Source organism: Bacillus sp. FSL E2-8900, assembly GCF_037966225.1.
GTDB classification, from domain to species: domain Bacteria; phylum Bacillota; class Bacilli; order Bacillales; family Bacillaceae_G; genus Bacillus_A; species Bacillus_A cereus.
The window spans coordinates 880,786-897,899 of record NZ_CP150193.1; the positions used below are offsets into that span (position 1 = coordinate 880,786).

Here is a 17,114-nt window from a genome sequence, read left to right on the forward strand (position 1 = left end):
CTCCAGTTCTTCATTCCTTTATTACAACACCCAAAAGATGGGTATAAAGCCTTTTTTACATAGTAAGGCGAATGAATTTCAATATTTGTTTTTTTATCAAACTTAAGAATACACCATTTCATTGTAATGGTAAATAGATGAAAAGCATGGATAAACCGACTTTAATTTCTATATTTTTCAACGGAATTGTATGTTTTATACGGTAAATGTACAAATTGCGAGATTATTAGACAGAAAATTGAGAAAAAAGAAGGATTTTTCAGTGGTTTTCTATAATTATATAAGTATAATCTTTATGGAGAAAAGAGGGGTATATATAATGGAAATAACAAGTAAAACAGAATCTGTCGTTGTGAAATATGAAGGCCACGTTGCAACGGTTATGGTCAACCGCCCAGAGGTGTTAAATGCGTTAGATGAGCCGACCTTAAAAGAGTTATTACAAAAGTTGAAAGAAGTAGCGGAAAGTTCTGCACATATCGTTGTGTTATGCGGGAACGGTCGTGGTTTTTCTGCGGGTGGGGATATTAAATCGATGCTTTCAAGTAATGATGAAAGTAAGTTTGATGGTATTATGAATACCATTTCTGAAGTTGTCGTGACATTATATACGATGCCAAAGCTTGTTATTAGTGCAATTCATGGACCAACTGCAGGTCTTGGGTTAAGTATTGCGTTAACAGCTGATTATGTAATGGCGGATATATCATCTGTTATTGCGATGAACTTTATTGGAATCGCTTTAATTCCAGATGGAGGCGGTCATTTCTTCCTTCAAAAGCGCGTCGGTGAAAATATGACGAAGCAAATTATTTGGGAAGGCAAGAAATTATCGGCGAGCGAAGCACTTGATATCGGCTTAATTGATGAAGTAATCGGCGAAGATTTCCAAACGGCTGTGAAGAAAAAAATTAATGAATGGTCACAAAAACCGATTAAAGCAATGATTCAAACGAAGCAAATTTTATGTGAAGTAAATCGCTCTAATTTAGAGCAAACATTGCAATTAGAAAAGCGTGGTCAATATGCAATGAGACAAACAGCGGATCATAAAGAAGGTATTGCTGCGTTTTTAGAGAAACGTTTACCAGCATTTAAAGGGGAATAAAGTTTGTCCATTCCTCACTGATTATTAGCTCGTTAATTCGGGATAAAGGGGAGAAAGTGCTAACACATTTTAGTATAATTGTGTTAGCACTTTTTTTTAGGAGTAATACATGAAGAGAATGATTGGTGTTATCACTATTATTTTGCTTACATATTCTGCTTTGCATAGTACACCATCTTTGGCAGTTCGGACTGCGTTATTTTTTGAGGGACATCCAAGTGTTGCATTTTCTGACGGGGTGACGAAAGAAAAAGATGTGAAAAAAGAAGCGATTCCAGATGAGTATCAAACTCTATATGGTAAGGACGAAGACTTAGAGCACTATTTCTTTCCACATGTAAGAGCACATGGATCAGGAATTGATATGTTAAGTGCATGCGTGAAGAAAAAATGGTTTTTCTATAAAGCAGAGCTCGGATGTTATTAAATATAGGAGGATGAATGATGTCAGCATATAACAAGTTAGTCAGAGATCGTGTTCCAGAGAAGATTTTAATGTCTGGAAAAACATATACAGCACAAAAATTAACAGGTCAAGCCTACATACAAGCTTTAGCGAAAATTGGAACGGAAGAAATTCGTGAATTTGCTTCTATGAAAGAACGCGAACATGCACTAGATTCTCTTGCAGATGCGCTAGAGGTTATCATTTCATTAGCACGTGCAGAAGGTGCATCGATTGAAGATGTGGAACGCCTTCGTAAGCAAAAAGAGATAGAGCGCGGTGGATTTGAAAGAGGTATTTATTTATTAGATGTTTCAGAAGAATAGTTTTATAGGAAAAGCATAGCGTTACTGAGTAACGCTATGCTTTCTTGTTGCAATGAAGCTAATAATGAAGAAGATAGCTGTTAATATCCAGCCGATTGTAATAGAAGTAGTAGTATGAATGGCATAAGAGATTTGTAAACAAAATAATGATGCTAAAAACCAAATGAGTGCAATGTGTATATATTTTTTTGATATATTCATATTTCAGGACTCCTTTTGTATACTAAAAAGAATTTTACTACAATTTAGAAAATTTAGCTATATAAGTAGAGGTTTTCTGGCGAATTTTGTATACTGAATAGTAGAGAAAATGAGGAGGAAACGACAATGGCACACCATACGAAAGAAACGATGGAACTGATTAAGGAGCTTGTCTCTATTCCGAGTCCATCTGGAAATACAGCAAAAATTATTAATTTCATTGAAAACTATGTCAGTGAGTGGAACGTAGAAACGAAACGTAATAATAAGGGAGCTCTTATTTTAACGGTAAAAGGGAAGAATGATGCGCAGCACCGCTTATTAACGGCACACGTTGATACGTTAGGTGCGATGGTGAAAGAAATTAAGCCTGACGGTCGCCTGAGTCTTTCTATGATTGGTGGATTTCGCTGGAACTCTGTAGAAGGAGAATATTGCGAAATTGAAACATCAAGTGGCAAGACATATACAGGAACGATTTTAATGCATCAAACATCTGTACATGTATATAAAGATGCAGGTGAAGCAAAACGCGATGAGAAAAATATTGAAGTTCGTATTGATGAGCGCGTATTTTCAGCTGATGAAGTACGCGAATTAGGAATTGAAGTAGGAGACTTCGTTTCATTTGATCCGCGTGTTCAAATTACAGAGAGTGGATACATAAAATCCCGTCATTTAGATGACAAAGTAAGTGTTGCGATTTTATTAAAATTAATTAAAAGATTACAAGATGAAAACGTAACATTACCATATACGACGCATTTCTTAATTTCTAATAATGAAGAGATTGGATACGGTGGTAATTCTAACATTCCTGAAGAAACTGTTGAATACTTAGCAGTTGATATGGGAGCGTTAGGTGATGGACAAGCATCTGATGAATATACAGTATCTATTTGTGCAAAAGACTCTAGCGGCCCGTATCATTACGCACTGCGTAAACATTTAGTAGAGCTTGCGAAAACGAATCATATTGAATATAAAGTAGATATTTATCCATACTACGGATCTGATGCATCAGCTGCGATTCGCGCGGGATTTGATGTGAAACATGCTTTAATTGGAGCGGGTATTGATTCTTCTCACGCATTTGAACGTACACATGAAAGTTCTATTGCGCATACAGAAGCATTAGTGTATGCATATGTAATGTCTAATTTAATTGAAGAATAATTTCATAGATAATAGAGAGCTGATTAAAGATATTATTTTTAATCAGCTTTTTATTTGGCAAAGCGATTAGGAGACATGTTCTAATCGCTTTTTTATCCCGCTATTTGCCGAGTAGTAAGACCCCTACCTCAAAATTCAGCGAAAGCAAAAAAGTTAGATGGGGACCGGGCTGCCTGTAAAAGCCCGATTGGTGAGGGCTGATTAAAGTTTTTTATATACATTCATTATAACTTATATATATGCGATTTTTGTTATACGGCCGGAAACGTATTTACTATAGATATATAATGTTATACACTATGAAAGGAATTAATTAATAGTTAATATTTTTTAGTTAGCTTGAATAAAAAAATTGTATGAATATGAAGTTTTGAGAGGAGATTTATTTTTCATGAAGTACAAAGCAATAGCCGCAGGTTTATTAGCAGCAAATTTACTAGCACATCCAATTAGTAGTTTAGCAGAAACGAAGAAATTTCCTGATGTTTCAGATAGTGCGTGGTCGAAAGACGCAATTTATTATTTAGTAGAGAGAAATGTAATTAACGGTATGCCAGATGGTAACTTTATGCCATACGGAAATTTAACACGTGCCCAGGCAGCAAAGATTATCGCAACAGCAATTGGTGCTAAAGTAGATCCGAATGCAAAGCCGTCTTATAATGATGCAAAAAATAATTGGGCAGCTTCATTTATTGCAGCCATGGAAAAAGAGAATATTATTAAAGGGCGAGAACCAGGAGTATTTGATCCTGAAGGAAAAGTAACTCGTGCTGAAATGGCAGCTATGCTTGTAAGAGCATATAATCTGAAAAGCAAAGTAACAGGACCAGTTCCTACAAAATTCGCTGATTTAGAGAATCATTGGGGTAAAGAAGAAGTTAATATTTTAGTAGAATTAAAACTTTCTTTAGGTACAGAGAATGGCTGGAAACCGAATGATTCTATTACGCGTGAACAAGCAGCTCAGCTTACTGCGCAAACAGATAAATTTAGCAAGAATAGTGATCGTCCAGTAGAAACAAAGAAAATGTACATAGATAGAAAATTCATTACATATCACGCACCATCATTAAGTTCTGGGATTAGTGCGAATCAGCATAATCCACAAACGGTAGAAATTAAAGAAGAACGAGATGGATGGATCAAAATTGCAACAAGTAACGGTGATAAATGGACACCTTTAGTAGAGAAAACGGAAGTTATTAATGAAGGATTCACTACTTATGCAGAAGCTTCTTCTTCGTCAAAAGTAATGGGAACACATAACGCACAGCAAGTAACTGTTATTGAAGAGAACGGCAGCTGGATTCGTATCCGCATGGGCGCTGGTTTCCAATGGGTTAATAAAAATCAATTAAATCCAGTGAAGCAAGGGAATTTCTTAGAAGGAAAAGCGATTATTATTGATCCAGGTCATGGTGGAGCAGATTCAGGTAATCCAGGTTATTATGAGAAAGAAAGTGAAACTGTATTAGATGTATCATTACGATTACAGAAAATATTTGAGAAAAAGACACCATTTACTGTGTTATTCACTCGTACAGATGATACACGTCCAGGAACAAGTGCTTCTGATTCTTTAAAGAAACGTGTAGAATTTGCTCAAAAAAATAATGGGGATATTTTTGTAAGTATTCATGGTAATGGCACGGAAGAGAAAAATGGACAAGGTACAGAAACATTCTACTATGAATCAGCGACAGCAAGAGGAACAAATCCTAACGTATCAGAAAGTCGTTTATTAGCAGAAAAAATTCAAGAGCGTCTTGTAGATGCACTGGGAACAAAAGATCGTGGTGTGAAAAAAGGCGATTTATACGTAATTAGAGAAAATACAATGCCAGCTGTATTAGCAGAATTAGCATTTGTAGATAATAAAAGTGATGCAGATAAAATAGCTACACCAGCGCAGAGACAAAGTGCAGCGGAAGCTATTTATCAAGGTATTTTAGATTACTATGAGGAAATGGGTAACAACGTGTCTTCTTTCCGTTAATAAATAATAAGAGATTGCCATTGGCAGTCTCTTTTATTTATTAACGTTTCTCTTTATTTCCGGCATATGATATCATTTAATTTTATATACAAAAGAAAAGTATTTGAGTAATTGTAATCATAACAATTTTAAACGATAGAGGATGATAATAGATTGAATAATCATAGTAAAACACCTGCCTGTATATATACGTATGCATTTCGTGAGGAGGAGCGTGCTTTATGTTACTTGGAAATGCGCTCGTTCTTTGGAATGGAGTCGCACGTTAATATTTTAAAAAGTGATGTAAAAATTGACCCGAGTAGAAGTGCGTTTATGAAAGAACGCGTTGAGGTTATGTATGAAGGGGACGACTTAGAAAGCATTTTAAAACAAGTGGAACAAATTGATTTAGCGGGGGCGTCGTTTAAAGTTATCTTCGTTAAAATCAATGACCTCGTTGGAGAAAATAAAATTGAATATGGAGAAAGACGTCTTATTGAACGAGACCTTGGCATGCATATTGAAGGAGAAGCGGATGTTCGTAATCCAGAGCGTGTATTCGGGATTGTTCCTCTTGGAGGACGCTGGTACTTCGGGCACTATGTAGAAAGCGAACCAGTTTGGTATCATCACATAAAAAAACCGCATAGTTATTCGACATCACTTAGCACACGTGTTGCGAGATCAGTTGCAAATATCGCTGTACCAAATCCAGAGGGAGTACGAGCAATTGACCCGTGCTGCGGTATTGGAACAGTAGTAGTAGAAGCACTTTCTATGGGGATTAACATCGTTGGTAGAGATATAAATCCACTTGTAGTTCTTGGAACGAGAAAAAACATCGCACATTTCGGATTTGAAGGAACAGTAACAAAAGGTCCAATCGAGGAAATTACTGAGAACTATGACGTTGCCATTATCGATATGCCTTATGACTTATTTACGCATGCCACACCAGAAGACCAGCTCTCCATTCTTTCAAGTGCACGCCGCATCGCGAAAAAAGTAGTCGTTGTCACGATGGAAACAATGGATGACATGATCCATGAAGCAGGATTTGAAATTACAGATCGCTGTATTACAAGAAAAGGGTCATTTACTAGACAAATTCTTGTTTGTGAATAAGAAAGGAAGGTCACCCGTTTGGGTGACCTTTTTAGTGTAGTTTGATGTGTGATTGATTGGCAGTTTGTAGGCGGCGATAAGTTGATATTGTGATAGGAGAATCTATTACTGTTCTTTTAATTTCTCTTGTTGTGCGATTAATAAATTGCGTAATATGTGCCCGCGGTAACTTTCTAGTTTTCGTCCTTCATGATAACGCACACCTAATTTTTTTAGTTCAGCTACGTACCAGCCCTTTGTTCCGTAGTACATTGGATCACTTCCTTTTTGCTTTTGAACAGTATATGTTGGGGAGCGAAGTAACTTTACATTGAAAATAATAAGACTGGTTGTATCAAGGGGGCCCCTATAACATAGCCTCTGGACAGTGTATAAAAAAATAGACAGTAGTGTATGTTTTTCTAAACAATGCATACAAATTTATACCCTATGCGTTGGCATGATATTTGCAATGAAAAGAGTATCAACGTATAGGGGAGAGATCGAAATGAAGGTTAGTAAAATATATACAACGATTGATGCACACGTAGCTGGGGAGCCGCTTCGAATTATTACGGGTGGTGTGCCAGAAATAAAAGGAGAAACGCAGCTGGAAAGACGCGCCTACTGTATGGAACATTTGGATTACCTTCGTGAAGTTCTTATGTATGAACCGAGGGGGCATCACGGGATGTATGGTTGTATTATTACCCCGCCTGCAAGTGCCCACGCTGATTTTGGTGTTTTATTTATGCACAATGAAGGATGGAGTACGATGTGTGGTCATGGCATTATTGCTGTCATTACAGTTGGAATTGAAACAGGCATGTTTGAAGTGAAGGGGGAAAAACAAAAGTTCATTATTGATAGCCCGGCTGGGGAAGTCATTGCGTATGCAAAATATAACGGGAGTGAAGTAGAATCTGTATCATTTGAAAATGTCCCTTCATTTGTATACAAAAAAGACGTTCCTATTAAAATAGATAACTATGAATTTCAAGTAGATATCGCGTTTGGAGGAGCATTTTACGCTGTTGTAGACTGTAAAGAATTTGGTTTGAAAGTTGATTTTAAAGACTTGCCTGCTATTCAAACGTGGGGCGGTAAAATTAAACATTATATAGAGAGCAAAATGGAAGTGAAGCATCCACTTGAAGAAGGTTTAAAAGGAATATACGGCGTTATTTTTTCAGATGAACCGAAAGACAAAGGTGCTACGCTACGAAATGTAACGATTTTTGCTGATGGGCAAGTAGATCGTTCTCCTTGCGGTACAGGAACTTCCGCAAGAATCGCAACTCTTTTTGGAAAAGATGCTTTACAAAAGGGAGAAATTTTCGTCCATGAATGCATTACTGACGGGAAATTCGAGGGGGAAGTATTGTCGGTAACCGCAGTAGATACATATGAAGCTGTCGTTCCAAAAGTAACGGGGAATGCCTTTATTACAGGATTTCATCAGTTCGTTGTAGACCCGAGAGATGATTTGAATCGAGGATTTTTGTTAGGATAAGAGGAGGGGGTGGAAAGATATGCTAGTCATAAGCGCGAACGAACAAAGAAACTTAGTAAATATGAATGAAGTTATTGAATACGCGGCGCTTGCTTTAAAAGAATTTTCCGCAGAAAGAACAATTACACCAATAAGAGGCTCATTACCATTTGCGAACGAGCAAAATACGGCATTAATTATGCCTTCAGTAGCGGAAGGACTTGAAGCACTTGGAGTAAAAATAGTAACGGTAGTCCCGCAAAATAAACAGGTAGGAAAGAAAACGATAAACGGGATTGTGATGCTATCAGACTTTCAAACGGGAGAACCGCTCGCACTTTTAGAAGGATCGTACTTAACGATGATCCGAACAGGCGCCTTATCAGGAGTAGCGACAAAATATTTAGCTCGTCATAACGCAAAAACTTTATGCATAATCGGGACAGGAGAACAGGCGAAGGGGATTGCTGAAGCTGTATTTGCGGTAAGAGCTATTGAAAAAGTCATTTTATACAATCGAACAGAAGAAAAAGCGTATGCATTTGCGCAATATATACAAGAGAAATTAGGCAAACCAGCTTACGTTTACAAGGATCCAAATGAAGCGATATGTGAAGCAGACATCATCGTCACAACTACGAATGCATCCACACCAGTCTTCTCAGAAAAACTACAAAAAGGCGTCCACATAAACGCCGTCGGCTCATTCAGACCGAGCATGCAAGAACTACCCTCACACGCCATCACAAGCGCAAACAAAGTAGTAGTCGAATCAAAAGAAGCAGCACTAGACGAAACAGGAGATCTTCAAGTTCCGATAAAAGAAGGTCTATTCAAAGCAAACGCCATTCACGCTGAACTTGGTCAAATTATAAGCAAAGAAAAAGCTGGACGCGAAAATGATGAAGAGATTACTATTTTCAAATCAGTTGGTTTGGCGGTAGTAGATATTATCGTTGCGAAGTATTTGTATGAGAAAGCGGTGGAGCAAGGGATGGGGAATAAGATTGAGTTTTGAGACTGCCTTTTGGTGGTCTTTTTTTCAATTCATCAAATGTCATGATAACCGCCTAAATGTGTTTTTTGTCTTTAATCCCATTCTACATTTTCGATCATATAAAACAATCATTTTAGAGGGGGTTTCTGTAAGCTGCTAGTTTTTTAAATCATTTTATGAGGCTACTTATTCGTGGTCTTTTTATTCTCTCCTCCGCATAAATATAGTTTATCGCAAGAATGCATTAATAGATTACAAACTTTCTACCTTTGCGAAAAAGTTTGACAATACATACCGGTAGTGGTAATTTAAAACCTATAAGAAAACTCGGTATTAATTCCGAGTTTTCTTATAGGTGTAAATAGTCGAGAGGGGTCGAAATATGAAGAAGAAGTTGTTTGTATTACCATTTGTCCTACTATTATTTATTGCATTAGCTGCTTGTTCAGGGGAAAAAGATTCGAAGCAAGCGGGCACTAGTAAATCAGGGACTCCGAAAGATGGAGGGGCGTTAACGATTGGTGTTAGCGATAATCCAGATACGATGAATCCGCTTTATGCGAATGATCGTGTGTCATTAACTGTGCAGCAAGCTTTATATGCGCCGCTATATCATATGGAAGACGGTAAGAAAAAGTTTGTTCTTGCTGAGAGCTTTACGCCTTCAGAAGATCAATTAACGTGGACATTGAAACTAAAAGATAATTTGAAATGGCATGATGGTAAGAAAATTACATCAGACGATATAGCATTTACATTCCAATCTATTTTAGATGAGAAGCAAAATAGCTCAAGTCGTGAAAACTTTATTTTTAAAGGAAAGCCGCTTGAGGTGAAAAAGGTAGATGAGTTAACTACTCAATTCGTTTTACCACAAGTAAGCGCATCTTTCGAAGGTGTGATGAATGATTTCTTCCCAATTCCGAAACATGTATTTGAAGGGGAAGCAGATTTAGCGAAGAGTAAGAAAAACTTACAGCCTGTAGGATCAGGGCCATTTAAGTTTAAAGAGTATAAATCAGATGAGTACGTTGCATTAGATCGATTTGATGATTATGTAGGTGGGAAAGCTAAATTAGACTCTATCGTATACCGCGTTGTAAAAGACCGTAATACAGCAAATGTTTCACTGCAAAATGGTCAAATCAACATGAAAATGATTGAGCCGCAAGACTTTAAGAAACTAGATAGCACTGGGAACTTCTCAATGGTGACATTCCCTGAAGGTAGATTATTCTACTTATCTTATAACATGAATACTGATCTTATGAAGAAAAAAGAAGTGCGCCAAGCAATTGCGCATGCGTTAGATAAAAAAGAAATGATTAACTCAGCATTCGTTTCGGGTGAATTTGCAGAACCAGCAAATTCAATCTTAACGCCGGACGCTATGTATTATGCGAAAGATATTAAAGACTATAAGTATGATAAAAAAGAAGCGAAAGATTTATTAGCAAAAGCTGGCGTGAAAGATAAAGAAAAAGTACGTGTGATGTATGTAACGAATAACAAAATCATGGAAAGCTTAGCGCTTTATACACAACAAAAATTAAAAGAAGTTGGCTTAGAAGTTGAACTAAATGCATTAGATGCTAGTGCAGCAAGTGAAAAAGGCTTAGATAAAGAGAATAAAGAATATGACATTACATTTGGTGGTTACATAATGGGACCTGAGCCAGATTCATATAAGAGCTTATTCTTAAGTAATGCTGAATACAATTATGCACGATATAAAAACGCTGATTTCGATAAGTTATGGGAAGAAGCTGCAGTTGAAACAGATAAAACAAAACGCGCAGAGCTATACCATAAAATTCAAGAGACAGCTAGAGAAGACGTACCTTATCTACCAATCGCGTATCCGAAAGCAGTTATTGCAGTAGATAAAAAGTTTGATGGATTAAAAGAAGCGAAAGCAATTCCTGTCACAATGTTTGAAGATCTATCTAAGATTTATGAAGTGAAATAAGAAACAATAAAGAAGCTGGTGGAAATCAGCTTCTTTAGCTTGAGGGGGGAAGTTTGTGTATAAAGTAATTGCGAAGAGGCTTTTAAATGCAATTCCGCTTTTATTTGTTATTTCTATTATTTCTTTTCTATTAATAAAGCTAGCGCCGGGGGATCCCGTTCGAAACTTTGTAACGCCAAACATGAGTCCAATTGATGTGGAGCGTATTCGCAAAAGTTTAGGACTAGATCAACCAATTTACGTGCAGTATTTTTTATGGTTAAAAAACATTTTAACAGGAAATTTTGGTTACTCACTTCAAAATCATCGTCCTGTTTTGGAACTTATCACAGAAAGATTACCTGCAACAATTGGGTTAATGGGATCATCTTTACTCGTCTCATTCGTAATCGCAATACCACTTGGACTATTTACAGGTGTGAAAAAGAATTCATTCTTTGACCGCATTGTAAACTTTATTTCATACGTTGGTATTTCTATGCCGGTTTTCTGGTTTGCACTACTATTAGTCTACTTATTCTCTTTAAAATTGAACCTACTTCCGAGTATGGGTATGCGCACCGTAGGTAAAGATTCTGTCTGGGATATTGTGCAACACGGCATTTTACCTTGTATGGTGTTAGCATTCCAAAACGTATCTGTTTATATGAGATATATTCGTTCAAGTACGATTCAGCAATTAGAAGAAGAATATGTACAAATTCAATATGCGTACGGCGCTTCAAAGAAAACGGTGTTATTTAATCACGTACTTCGAAATGTATTAATACCGATCATTACAATTTTCGGATTATCGATTCCAAGTTTAGTAGGCGGAGCGTTCATTACGGAAACAGTATTCTCATGGCCGGGTCTTGGTTCACTTGGGGTAAATGCTATTTTTAGATTTGATTATCCGATTATCATGGCAATTACATTACTATCATCATTCATGTTAATTCTCGGTAACTTAATTGCTGATATTTTATATGGCGTAGTAGATCCGCGCATTCGAATGAGGGGGTGATTTGGAATGAATAATAGGAGATTTCAAACGATAAAACATAGCTTTACAAAAAATAAGTTTGTTGCAATGGGAGTTATTATACTTGCGATTTTAACGGTCGCATCAATTTTCGCATTCGTGTCGCCGTACGATCCTAGCAAAATGTCGATTCCAGATCGCTTACAAGAACCGAGTATGAGTCATCCTTTCGGAACGGATGATTACGGAAGGGATTACTTAACGAGAGCGTTATATGGCGGACGAGTTTCACTTGCGGTCGGTTTCCTTGCGATGGTTGTTTCTATTACAATCGGAACAGCAGTTGGAACAATTAGCGGATATTTTGGCGGAAAGTTAGACAACTTTTTAATGAGAGTTGTTGAAGTGCTTATGTCAATTCCATCATTCTTTTTAATGCTACTATTAAATGCGTATTTAAAACCAGGAATTACGACGCTAGTTCTTATTATCGGATTACTAACATGGATGGACACGGCCCGTATTGTAAGGGCAGAAACGTTATCTGTAAAAGAGCGTGAGTACGTTTTATACGCAAAAGTATCAGGACAAAAATCACTTATGATTATTGTAAGACATATCATTCCTAACATTTTATCAACCATTATTATCGCCGCGACATTAACGATTGCGACATCGATTTTAATGGAATCATCACTTAGCTTCTTAGGTTTAGGTATTAGGGAACCAGATTCTTCTTGGGGCAGCATGCTAAACAATGCGCAAGGATATATTGGTGAAGCTTGGTATTTAACACTCTTCCCAGGATTCCTTATCCTTTTAACGGTACTTAGTTTTAACGTAATTGGTGAAGCATTGAAGAAAGCTTTCGCACCAAAAGGAGCCGGACATGAAAACTAAAGTGTTAAGTGAAAGGAGTGAGAAGCGTGTCTGAAAAACTACTAGAAGTGAAAAATTTAAAGACTTCTTTTTTCATAGAAAGTGGCGAAGTTGAAGCGGTTCGCGGCGTTACATTTCGCTTAAATAAAGGAGAAGTAGTCGGTATCGTTGGGGAATCTGGAAGCGGGAAGAGTGTAATGGCGAAGTCTGTTATGTCTCTCGTTACGTCACCAGGAAAAGTGAAAGAAGGGGAAATCCTTTTTCATAATGAAAACATACTTTCTAAATCTGAAAAAGAATTGCGTTCTATTAGAGGAAATCAAATTTCACTTATCTCTCAAGACCCAATGTCAGCGCTAAATCCGGTCGTGAAAATTGGAAAACAAATGACGGAAGTAATTATAAGGCATCAAAAAGTGAAAAAGAAAGAAGCAGAGCAGATCGCGATCAACTTGTTAAAACAAGTTGGCCTTTCGTCACCAGAAGAAAGGGTAAAACAATATCCGCATGAACTAAGCGGTGGTATGAAGCAGCGGGTTATGATCGCAATGGCGATGTCTTGTAATCCGGACCTTCTTATTGCTGACGAACCGACGACGGCACTTGATGTAACGATACAGGCGCAAATACTAGATTTAATGAAAAACTTAAAGAACGAAACAAATATGGCGTTACTTCTTATTACGCATGACTTAGGAATCGTCGCGCAAAACTGTACGCGCGTTATCGTTATGTACGGCGGGCTTATTATGGAAGAAGGACCTGTACTTGATATTTTCCAATCGCCGAATCATCCATATACGAAAGGGTTATTAAACTCTCTGCCAAAAATAGCGAACGGCGTAAAAGAAAGGCTCGCTCCTATTCAAGGTGTAACGCCAAACTTATTAAACCCGCCACAAGGTTGCCCATTCGCAGAGCGTTGCCCGCATGCGATGGACATTTGTGAAAAAGAACGTCCGCCATATTTTGAAATCGGAAACGAAAGACGTTCCATGTGCTGGTTAAACGATAAGACAGTAGGTGATTCACATGCATGAAGAAAACTTAATTGAAGTTCGGAACTTAAAAAAGTATTTTCCTATTAAAAAAGGACTATTTGGCAGGAAAACAGAGCAATTAAAAGCAGTCGATGACTTAAGCTTTACAATTAAAAAAGGTGAAACATTCGGGTTAGTAGGAGAATCTGGCTGCGGAAAATCAACGACAGGAAGAAGCATCATTCGTTTACACGACGTCACTTCAGGTAACGTTTTATTCGACGGAAAAGATATCGCAAGTTTAAAGGAAAGTGAACTAAAAGAATATCGAAAAAGAATGCAAATCATTTTCCAAGATCCATACGCATCATTAAACCCGGCAATGAACGTATTCCAAATTATTAGTGAGCCAATGAACATTCATGGATCTTATGAAAAAGAAGAACAAAAAGAAATCATATTAGACCTGCTTAAAAAGGTAGGCTTAAAAGAAGAACATTTATATCGCTACCCGCACGAATTTAGCGGGGGCCAGCGCCAGCGCATTAGCATCGCGCGCGCACTATCTGTAAAACCAGACTTTATCCTATGTGACGAACCAATCTCAGCACTAGATGTCTCAGTCCAAGCGCAAGTCGTAAACATGCTGCAAGACATTCAAGAAGAAACAGGCGTCACATATTTATTCATCGCACATGACCTATCCATGGTAAGACACATATCAGACCGAATCGGAGTCATGTACTTAGGAAACATAGTAGAAATTGCCGATAGTGAAGACCTATACGCAAAACCGGCACATCCATACACACAAGCACTACTCTCATCTATGCCAGAACCAGATCCAACAAACACTGGTAAAGACCGGATCATCCTAGAGGGTGAAGTTCCAAGCCCGCTCAACTCACCGTCCGGCTGCAAATTTAGAACGCGCTGCAAATTCGCCACTAAAAAATGCGCACAGGAAGTACCGAAGATGGTTGAGATTGCGAAGGGGCATGAGGTGGCTTGTCATTTGTTTTAGAGGGAGAGCACTAGGGGGGACCTGGTGCTTTTTTCTTTTGTGTTGGGGTGTGGGATTGGTTGTAGACTAATGGTCAGTGATTGTTTATAGTTGCATTTCCTGTTATATAATTTTCCTTATTTTTCAACTATAATTGTAATGATATGTTAGATTGTATATTTTATCCTTAATATATTTAATGGAAGGGGGACTCTCTATGAAATTGCTTCGTTCATTTCTCATTTTGACTCTTGTTGTATTATTAAGCGCATGTAATACAGCAACAAAAGTCACAAAGGTTCAAAAAAATGGCGAAACGACTTTAACAATTGGTTCTTTGCAGGGGTATTACGATGTACAAACGCTTAAAGCTGAAAAAGGAAATGTGGAAATTCCTTATGAGGCAGCAGTTGAAGAAGGTACGATTTTATTGCAAGTCACAAAAGATGATAAGGTCATTTATGAAGAAGAAGTCACTTCTCAAAAAGAAGGTTTGCTTTCTTTTGAAGCGCCAAAACCTGGGTCATATGATTTAATTGTACGCGTGAAGGGTGAAGAAGAGAAAGCGAAAGGGATTCAAATACATACGAAGCTATGAAAAAACGGCAAGCGGAGTATACTCGCTTGCCGTTTCCATTTCCAGTTGGTTCTGGCATAACAAATGCTCATCAATTTTAAAAAGTAAACGTAAAGTAATTCTAAAATATACAATATTTCACTTTCGGCGATGTAATCTCTAATAAAAGATTCAATAAATTTCATAATATAAATAATTAATTCTAATCATTAAAAATCCTACTTTTTCTTACTTTAATTGTTTCTAAAATATAAAGAAGAATACCTAAACCAAATATTTTTTCAGCATTAGAAATATTATTACCTAATTTAATAATCGGTACATTTAAGCCAAATCTTTCACTCCATTCTAAAGGCATATATCCCCTCTTGCAGTTTATTAATATACGATCATCCAATGTACGAAAAGACGTTTCGAAAAAATCAAATTCCACTTCTATCTCAGAAATTTTTATCTCTTTTTCATTCATCAAAGAACCACGTACCATTCCAAATCCTTGTATCATATTTTCTTTAAACATACCTACACAATTATAATTCGAATCATAAATAGCCCAATCATAATTTTCAACTTCACTATGAAAATATGCAAGAATTTCTCCATCACTTGCTTCTAATCCAAAAACTTTTTTGTTTTTTACAATAGGTAATGTTGAAGAAATCATCTTTGTTCCTGCTACATATCTTCCATCAGGAGTATATAAACCTAAATGTTTATTATTGCTGGGTAATTCTAACAAAACATAAGTACCAATATCCCAAAATGTTAAATCATTTTTAACTATATTTTTTTCTAGTAAATTTCCTTTTCTTAATTGCCAAAATCCAATACTAAAAAATACAAGAGAAGCTATAATAATTAAGATTACTGGTCCCCAATTAATATTACCCCAAGTATTATACATACCAATTAATCCATAAAGAAAAAGCCCAGTTCCAATTAAACAATTCAACTTCCCCTTTTTTTATAATACTCAAATAATTCCACGCAAACACCTCTATCAGTTGGTCTTAATATTTCAATTATCCTTCAAATGGGGGGCACATTACCGAAAGTAAAAAATTGTATGCTAAGGGTGTAAAAACCTATTATAGCAGGTTTTATAGACGTTATATTTACCTTTATAATAAAAGAAGATGTGGAGTAACTTGATTATTCTTAATCATTCGACAAGATGCAACAATTTAAGATCGTGTTTTTTGCTATGATAAGTAAGAAATTTATATATCGTGTTATTGGGGGATAAAAGAGATGTTGAAAAAATTTACTACATGTATTTTAGGTGGCGCTTTAGTATTCAATTTATCTGGTTGTGGCAATACATCCGACAAAACTTCTTCAGAATCTAAAGAAACCAATTCTAAACAAGAAGAAAAGAAAGTGCAAACGACTGATGAGACGAAAACGAAAGAGAATACAAAGCAGAAAAATACAGAACAAACAAAAGAGAAATCAAAAATAAAAGAAAAAGAGTATGCTGTAAACAAGGATTTTCATACACCTAAATTTGATGTAACTGTAAAAAGAGTTGTAGAAAGAGATAAGGTTGGTAAAGAGAGTATAGGATTCCAAAAACCTGAAGATGGACATGTCTTTATTGTTGTAGAAGCAGAAGGGAAAAATATCACAAACGAACCGATGAAATTAGCCGTTTTACCATCAGTGGATTTAGTGGATGAAAATGATAATGCTTACCAAAGTGATGTGTTGGCAGCTAGTAGTTATGCGGTTGAAAAAGGCGAGACCTCTACTATTACTAAGGGATTAAAACCAGGGGAGGTAATGAGAGAAAGTAAAGTTTACGTGATTAATAAAGAAAAATTTGATACAGGAAAGTGGTATGTAGTTGTTAACCATGAGTATAAGGAACAAATTAAATAGTGTTTATTTATGAAGAGGAGATGGCTCCTCT

Annotated in this window: 17 protein-coding genes and 1 pseudogene; 15 read left to right on the top strand and 3 right to left on the bottom strand. The window is 36.7% G+C overall.

Features of this window, described 5'->3' with window-relative positions; genetic code table 11:
• Positions 1–295: 295 nt before the first annotated feature.
• From NST90_RS04505 to NST90_RS04515, 3 genes are all read left to right on the top strand, one after another.
• Positions 296–1,108 (top strand): enoyl-CoA hydratase, encoded by an 813-nt coding sequence (locus tag NST90_RS04505; RefSeq protein WP_002023367.1) that lies wholly within the window; start codon positions 296–298, stop codon positions 1,106–1,108.
• A gap of 109 nt (positions 1,109–1,217) precedes the next feature.
• Positions 1,218–1,535 (top strand): hypothetical protein, encoded by a 318-nt coding sequence (locus NST90_RS04510; protein ID WP_000827122.1) that lies wholly within the window; start codon positions 1,218–1,220, stop codon positions 1,533–1,535.
• Positions 1,536–1,552: 17 nt separating this feature from the next.
• The gene (locus NST90_RS04515; RefSeq protein ID WP_001277350.1) at positions 1,553–1,879 is read left to right on the top strand and encodes a nucleoside triphosphate pyrophosphohydrolase; all 327 of its coding nucleotides are present in this window, start codon (positions 1,553–1,555) and stop codon (positions 1,877–1,879) included.
• A 21-nt stretch (positions 1,880–1,900) separates the two neighbouring features.
• Here NST90_RS04515 and NST90_RS04520 read toward each other — a convergent pair whose 3' ends face one another.
• Positions 1,901–2,080, bottom strand: a complete 180-nt coding sequence (locus NST90_RS04520) for a hypothetical protein (RefSeq protein ID WP_001027085.1) — start codon at positions 2,078–2,080, stop codon at positions 1,901–1,903.
• A 126-nt stretch (positions 2,081–2,206) separates the two neighbouring features.
• On the opposite strand from NST90_RS04520, the gene NST90_RS04525 reads away from it, so the two are divergent.
• The 3 genes from NST90_RS04525 to NST90_RS04535 all read left to right on the top strand — a co-directional run bounded on the left by NST90_RS04525 (position 2,207) and on the right by NST90_RS04535 (position 6,362).
• Entirely contained in the window at positions 2,207–3,256 is a 1,050-nt protein-coding gene (locus tag NST90_RS04525) for a M42 family metallopeptidase (RefSeq protein ID WP_000930085.1), read from the top strand.
• Between the two features lie 391 nt (positions 3,257–3,647).
• The gene (locus NST90_RS04530) at positions 3,648–5,255 is read left to right on the top strand and encodes an N-acetylmuramoyl-L-alanine amidase (RefSeq protein WP_000875329.1); all 1,608 of its coding nucleotides are present in this window, start codon (positions 3,648–3,650) and stop codon (positions 5,253–5,255) included.
• A 153-nt stretch (positions 5,256–5,408) separates the two neighbouring features.
• Positions 5,409–6,362, top strand: a complete 954-nt coding sequence (locus NST90_RS04535) for a methyltransferase domain-containing protein (RefSeq protein ID WP_001059320.1) — start codon at positions 5,409–5,411, stop codon at positions 6,360–6,362.
• Between the two features lie 105 nt (positions 6,363–6,467).
• Here the strand turns inward: NST90_RS04535 and NST90_RS04540 are convergent, their stop codons facing one another.
• Positions 6,468–6,743 (bottom strand): YflJ family protein, encoded by a 276-nt coding sequence (locus NST90_RS04540; RefSeq protein ID WP_139124011.1) that lies wholly within the window; start codon positions 6,741–6,743, stop codon positions 6,468–6,470.
• Positions 6,744–6,849: 106 nt separating this feature from the next.
• Here NST90_RS04540 and NST90_RS04545 point away from each other — a divergent pair, with 106 nt between their 5' ends.
• The 8 genes from NST90_RS04545 to NST90_RS04580 all read left to right on the top strand — a co-directional run bounded on the left by NST90_RS04545 (position 6,850) and on the right by NST90_RS04580 (position 15,223).
• Positions 6,850–7,854, top strand: a complete 1,005-nt coding sequence (locus tag NST90_RS04545) for a proline racemase family protein (RefSeq protein ID WP_000868682.1) — start codon at positions 6,850–6,852, stop codon at positions 7,852–7,854.
• Between the two features lie 19 nt (positions 7,855–7,873).
• Complete coding sequence (locus NST90_RS04550; RefSeq protein WP_025709967.1) at positions 7,874–8,851, top strand: ornithine cyclodeaminase family protein; 978 nt, start codon at positions 7,874–7,876, stop codon at positions 8,849–8,851.
• Between the two features lie 361 nt (positions 8,852–9,212).
• Entirely contained in the window at positions 9,213–10,799 is a 1,587-nt protein-coding gene (locus tag NST90_RS04555) for an ABC transporter substrate-binding protein (protein WP_046392390.1), read from the top strand.
• 55 nt (positions 10,800–10,854) lie between these two features.
• Positions 10,855–11,805 (top strand): ABC transporter permease, encoded by a 951-nt coding sequence (locus NST90_RS04560; RefSeq protein ID WP_000278778.1) that lies wholly within the window; start codon positions 10,855–10,857, stop codon positions 11,803–11,805.
• A 6-nt stretch (positions 11,806–11,811) separates the two neighbouring features.
• Positions 11,812–12,663 carry an ABC transporter permease gene (locus NST90_RS04565; protein WP_001065278.1) on the top strand — a complete coding sequence of 284 codons (852 nt, stop codon included), beginning with the start codon at positions 11,812–11,814 and terminating at the stop codon, positions 12,661–12,663.
• Positions 12,664–12,689: 26 nt separating this feature from the next.
• On the top strand, positions 12,690–13,682 hold the full coding sequence (locus tag NST90_RS04570) for an ABC transporter ATP-binding protein (protein ID WP_016121976.1): 993 nt from the start codon (positions 12,690–12,692) through the stop codon (positions 13,680–13,682).
• Positions 13,675–14,646 carry an ABC transporter ATP-binding protein gene (locus NST90_RS04575; RefSeq protein WP_130067851.1) on the top strand — a complete coding sequence of 324 codons (972 nt, stop codon included), beginning with the start codon at positions 13,675–13,677 and terminating at the stop codon, positions 14,644–14,646. Before NST90_RS04570 ends, NST90_RS04575 begins: the two co-directional genes overlap by 8 nt.
• Positions 14,647–14,842: 196 nt before the next feature.
• The gene (locus NST90_RS04580) at positions 14,843–15,223 is read left to right on the top strand and encodes a hypothetical protein (RefSeq protein ID WP_000771856.1); all 381 of its coding nucleotides are present in this window, start codon (positions 14,843–14,845) and stop codon (positions 15,221–15,223) included.
• 181 nt (positions 15,224–15,404) lie between these two features.
• Here the strand turns inward: NST90_RS04580 and NST90_RS04585 are convergent.
• Positions 15,405–16,189: pseudogene (locus NST90_RS04585) on the bottom strand (ABC transporter ATP-binding protein).
• A 264-nt stretch (positions 16,190–16,453) separates the two neighbouring features.
• On the opposite strand from NST90_RS04585, the gene NST90_RS04590 reads away from it, so the two are divergent.
• Positions 16,454–17,083: a hypothetical protein gene (locus NST90_RS04590; RefSeq protein ID WP_025966929.1), complete on the top strand. Its 630-nt coding sequence runs from the start codon at positions 16,454–16,456 to the stop codon at positions 17,081–17,083.
• The last annotated feature ends 31 nt before the right edge of the window (positions 17,084–17,114 follow it).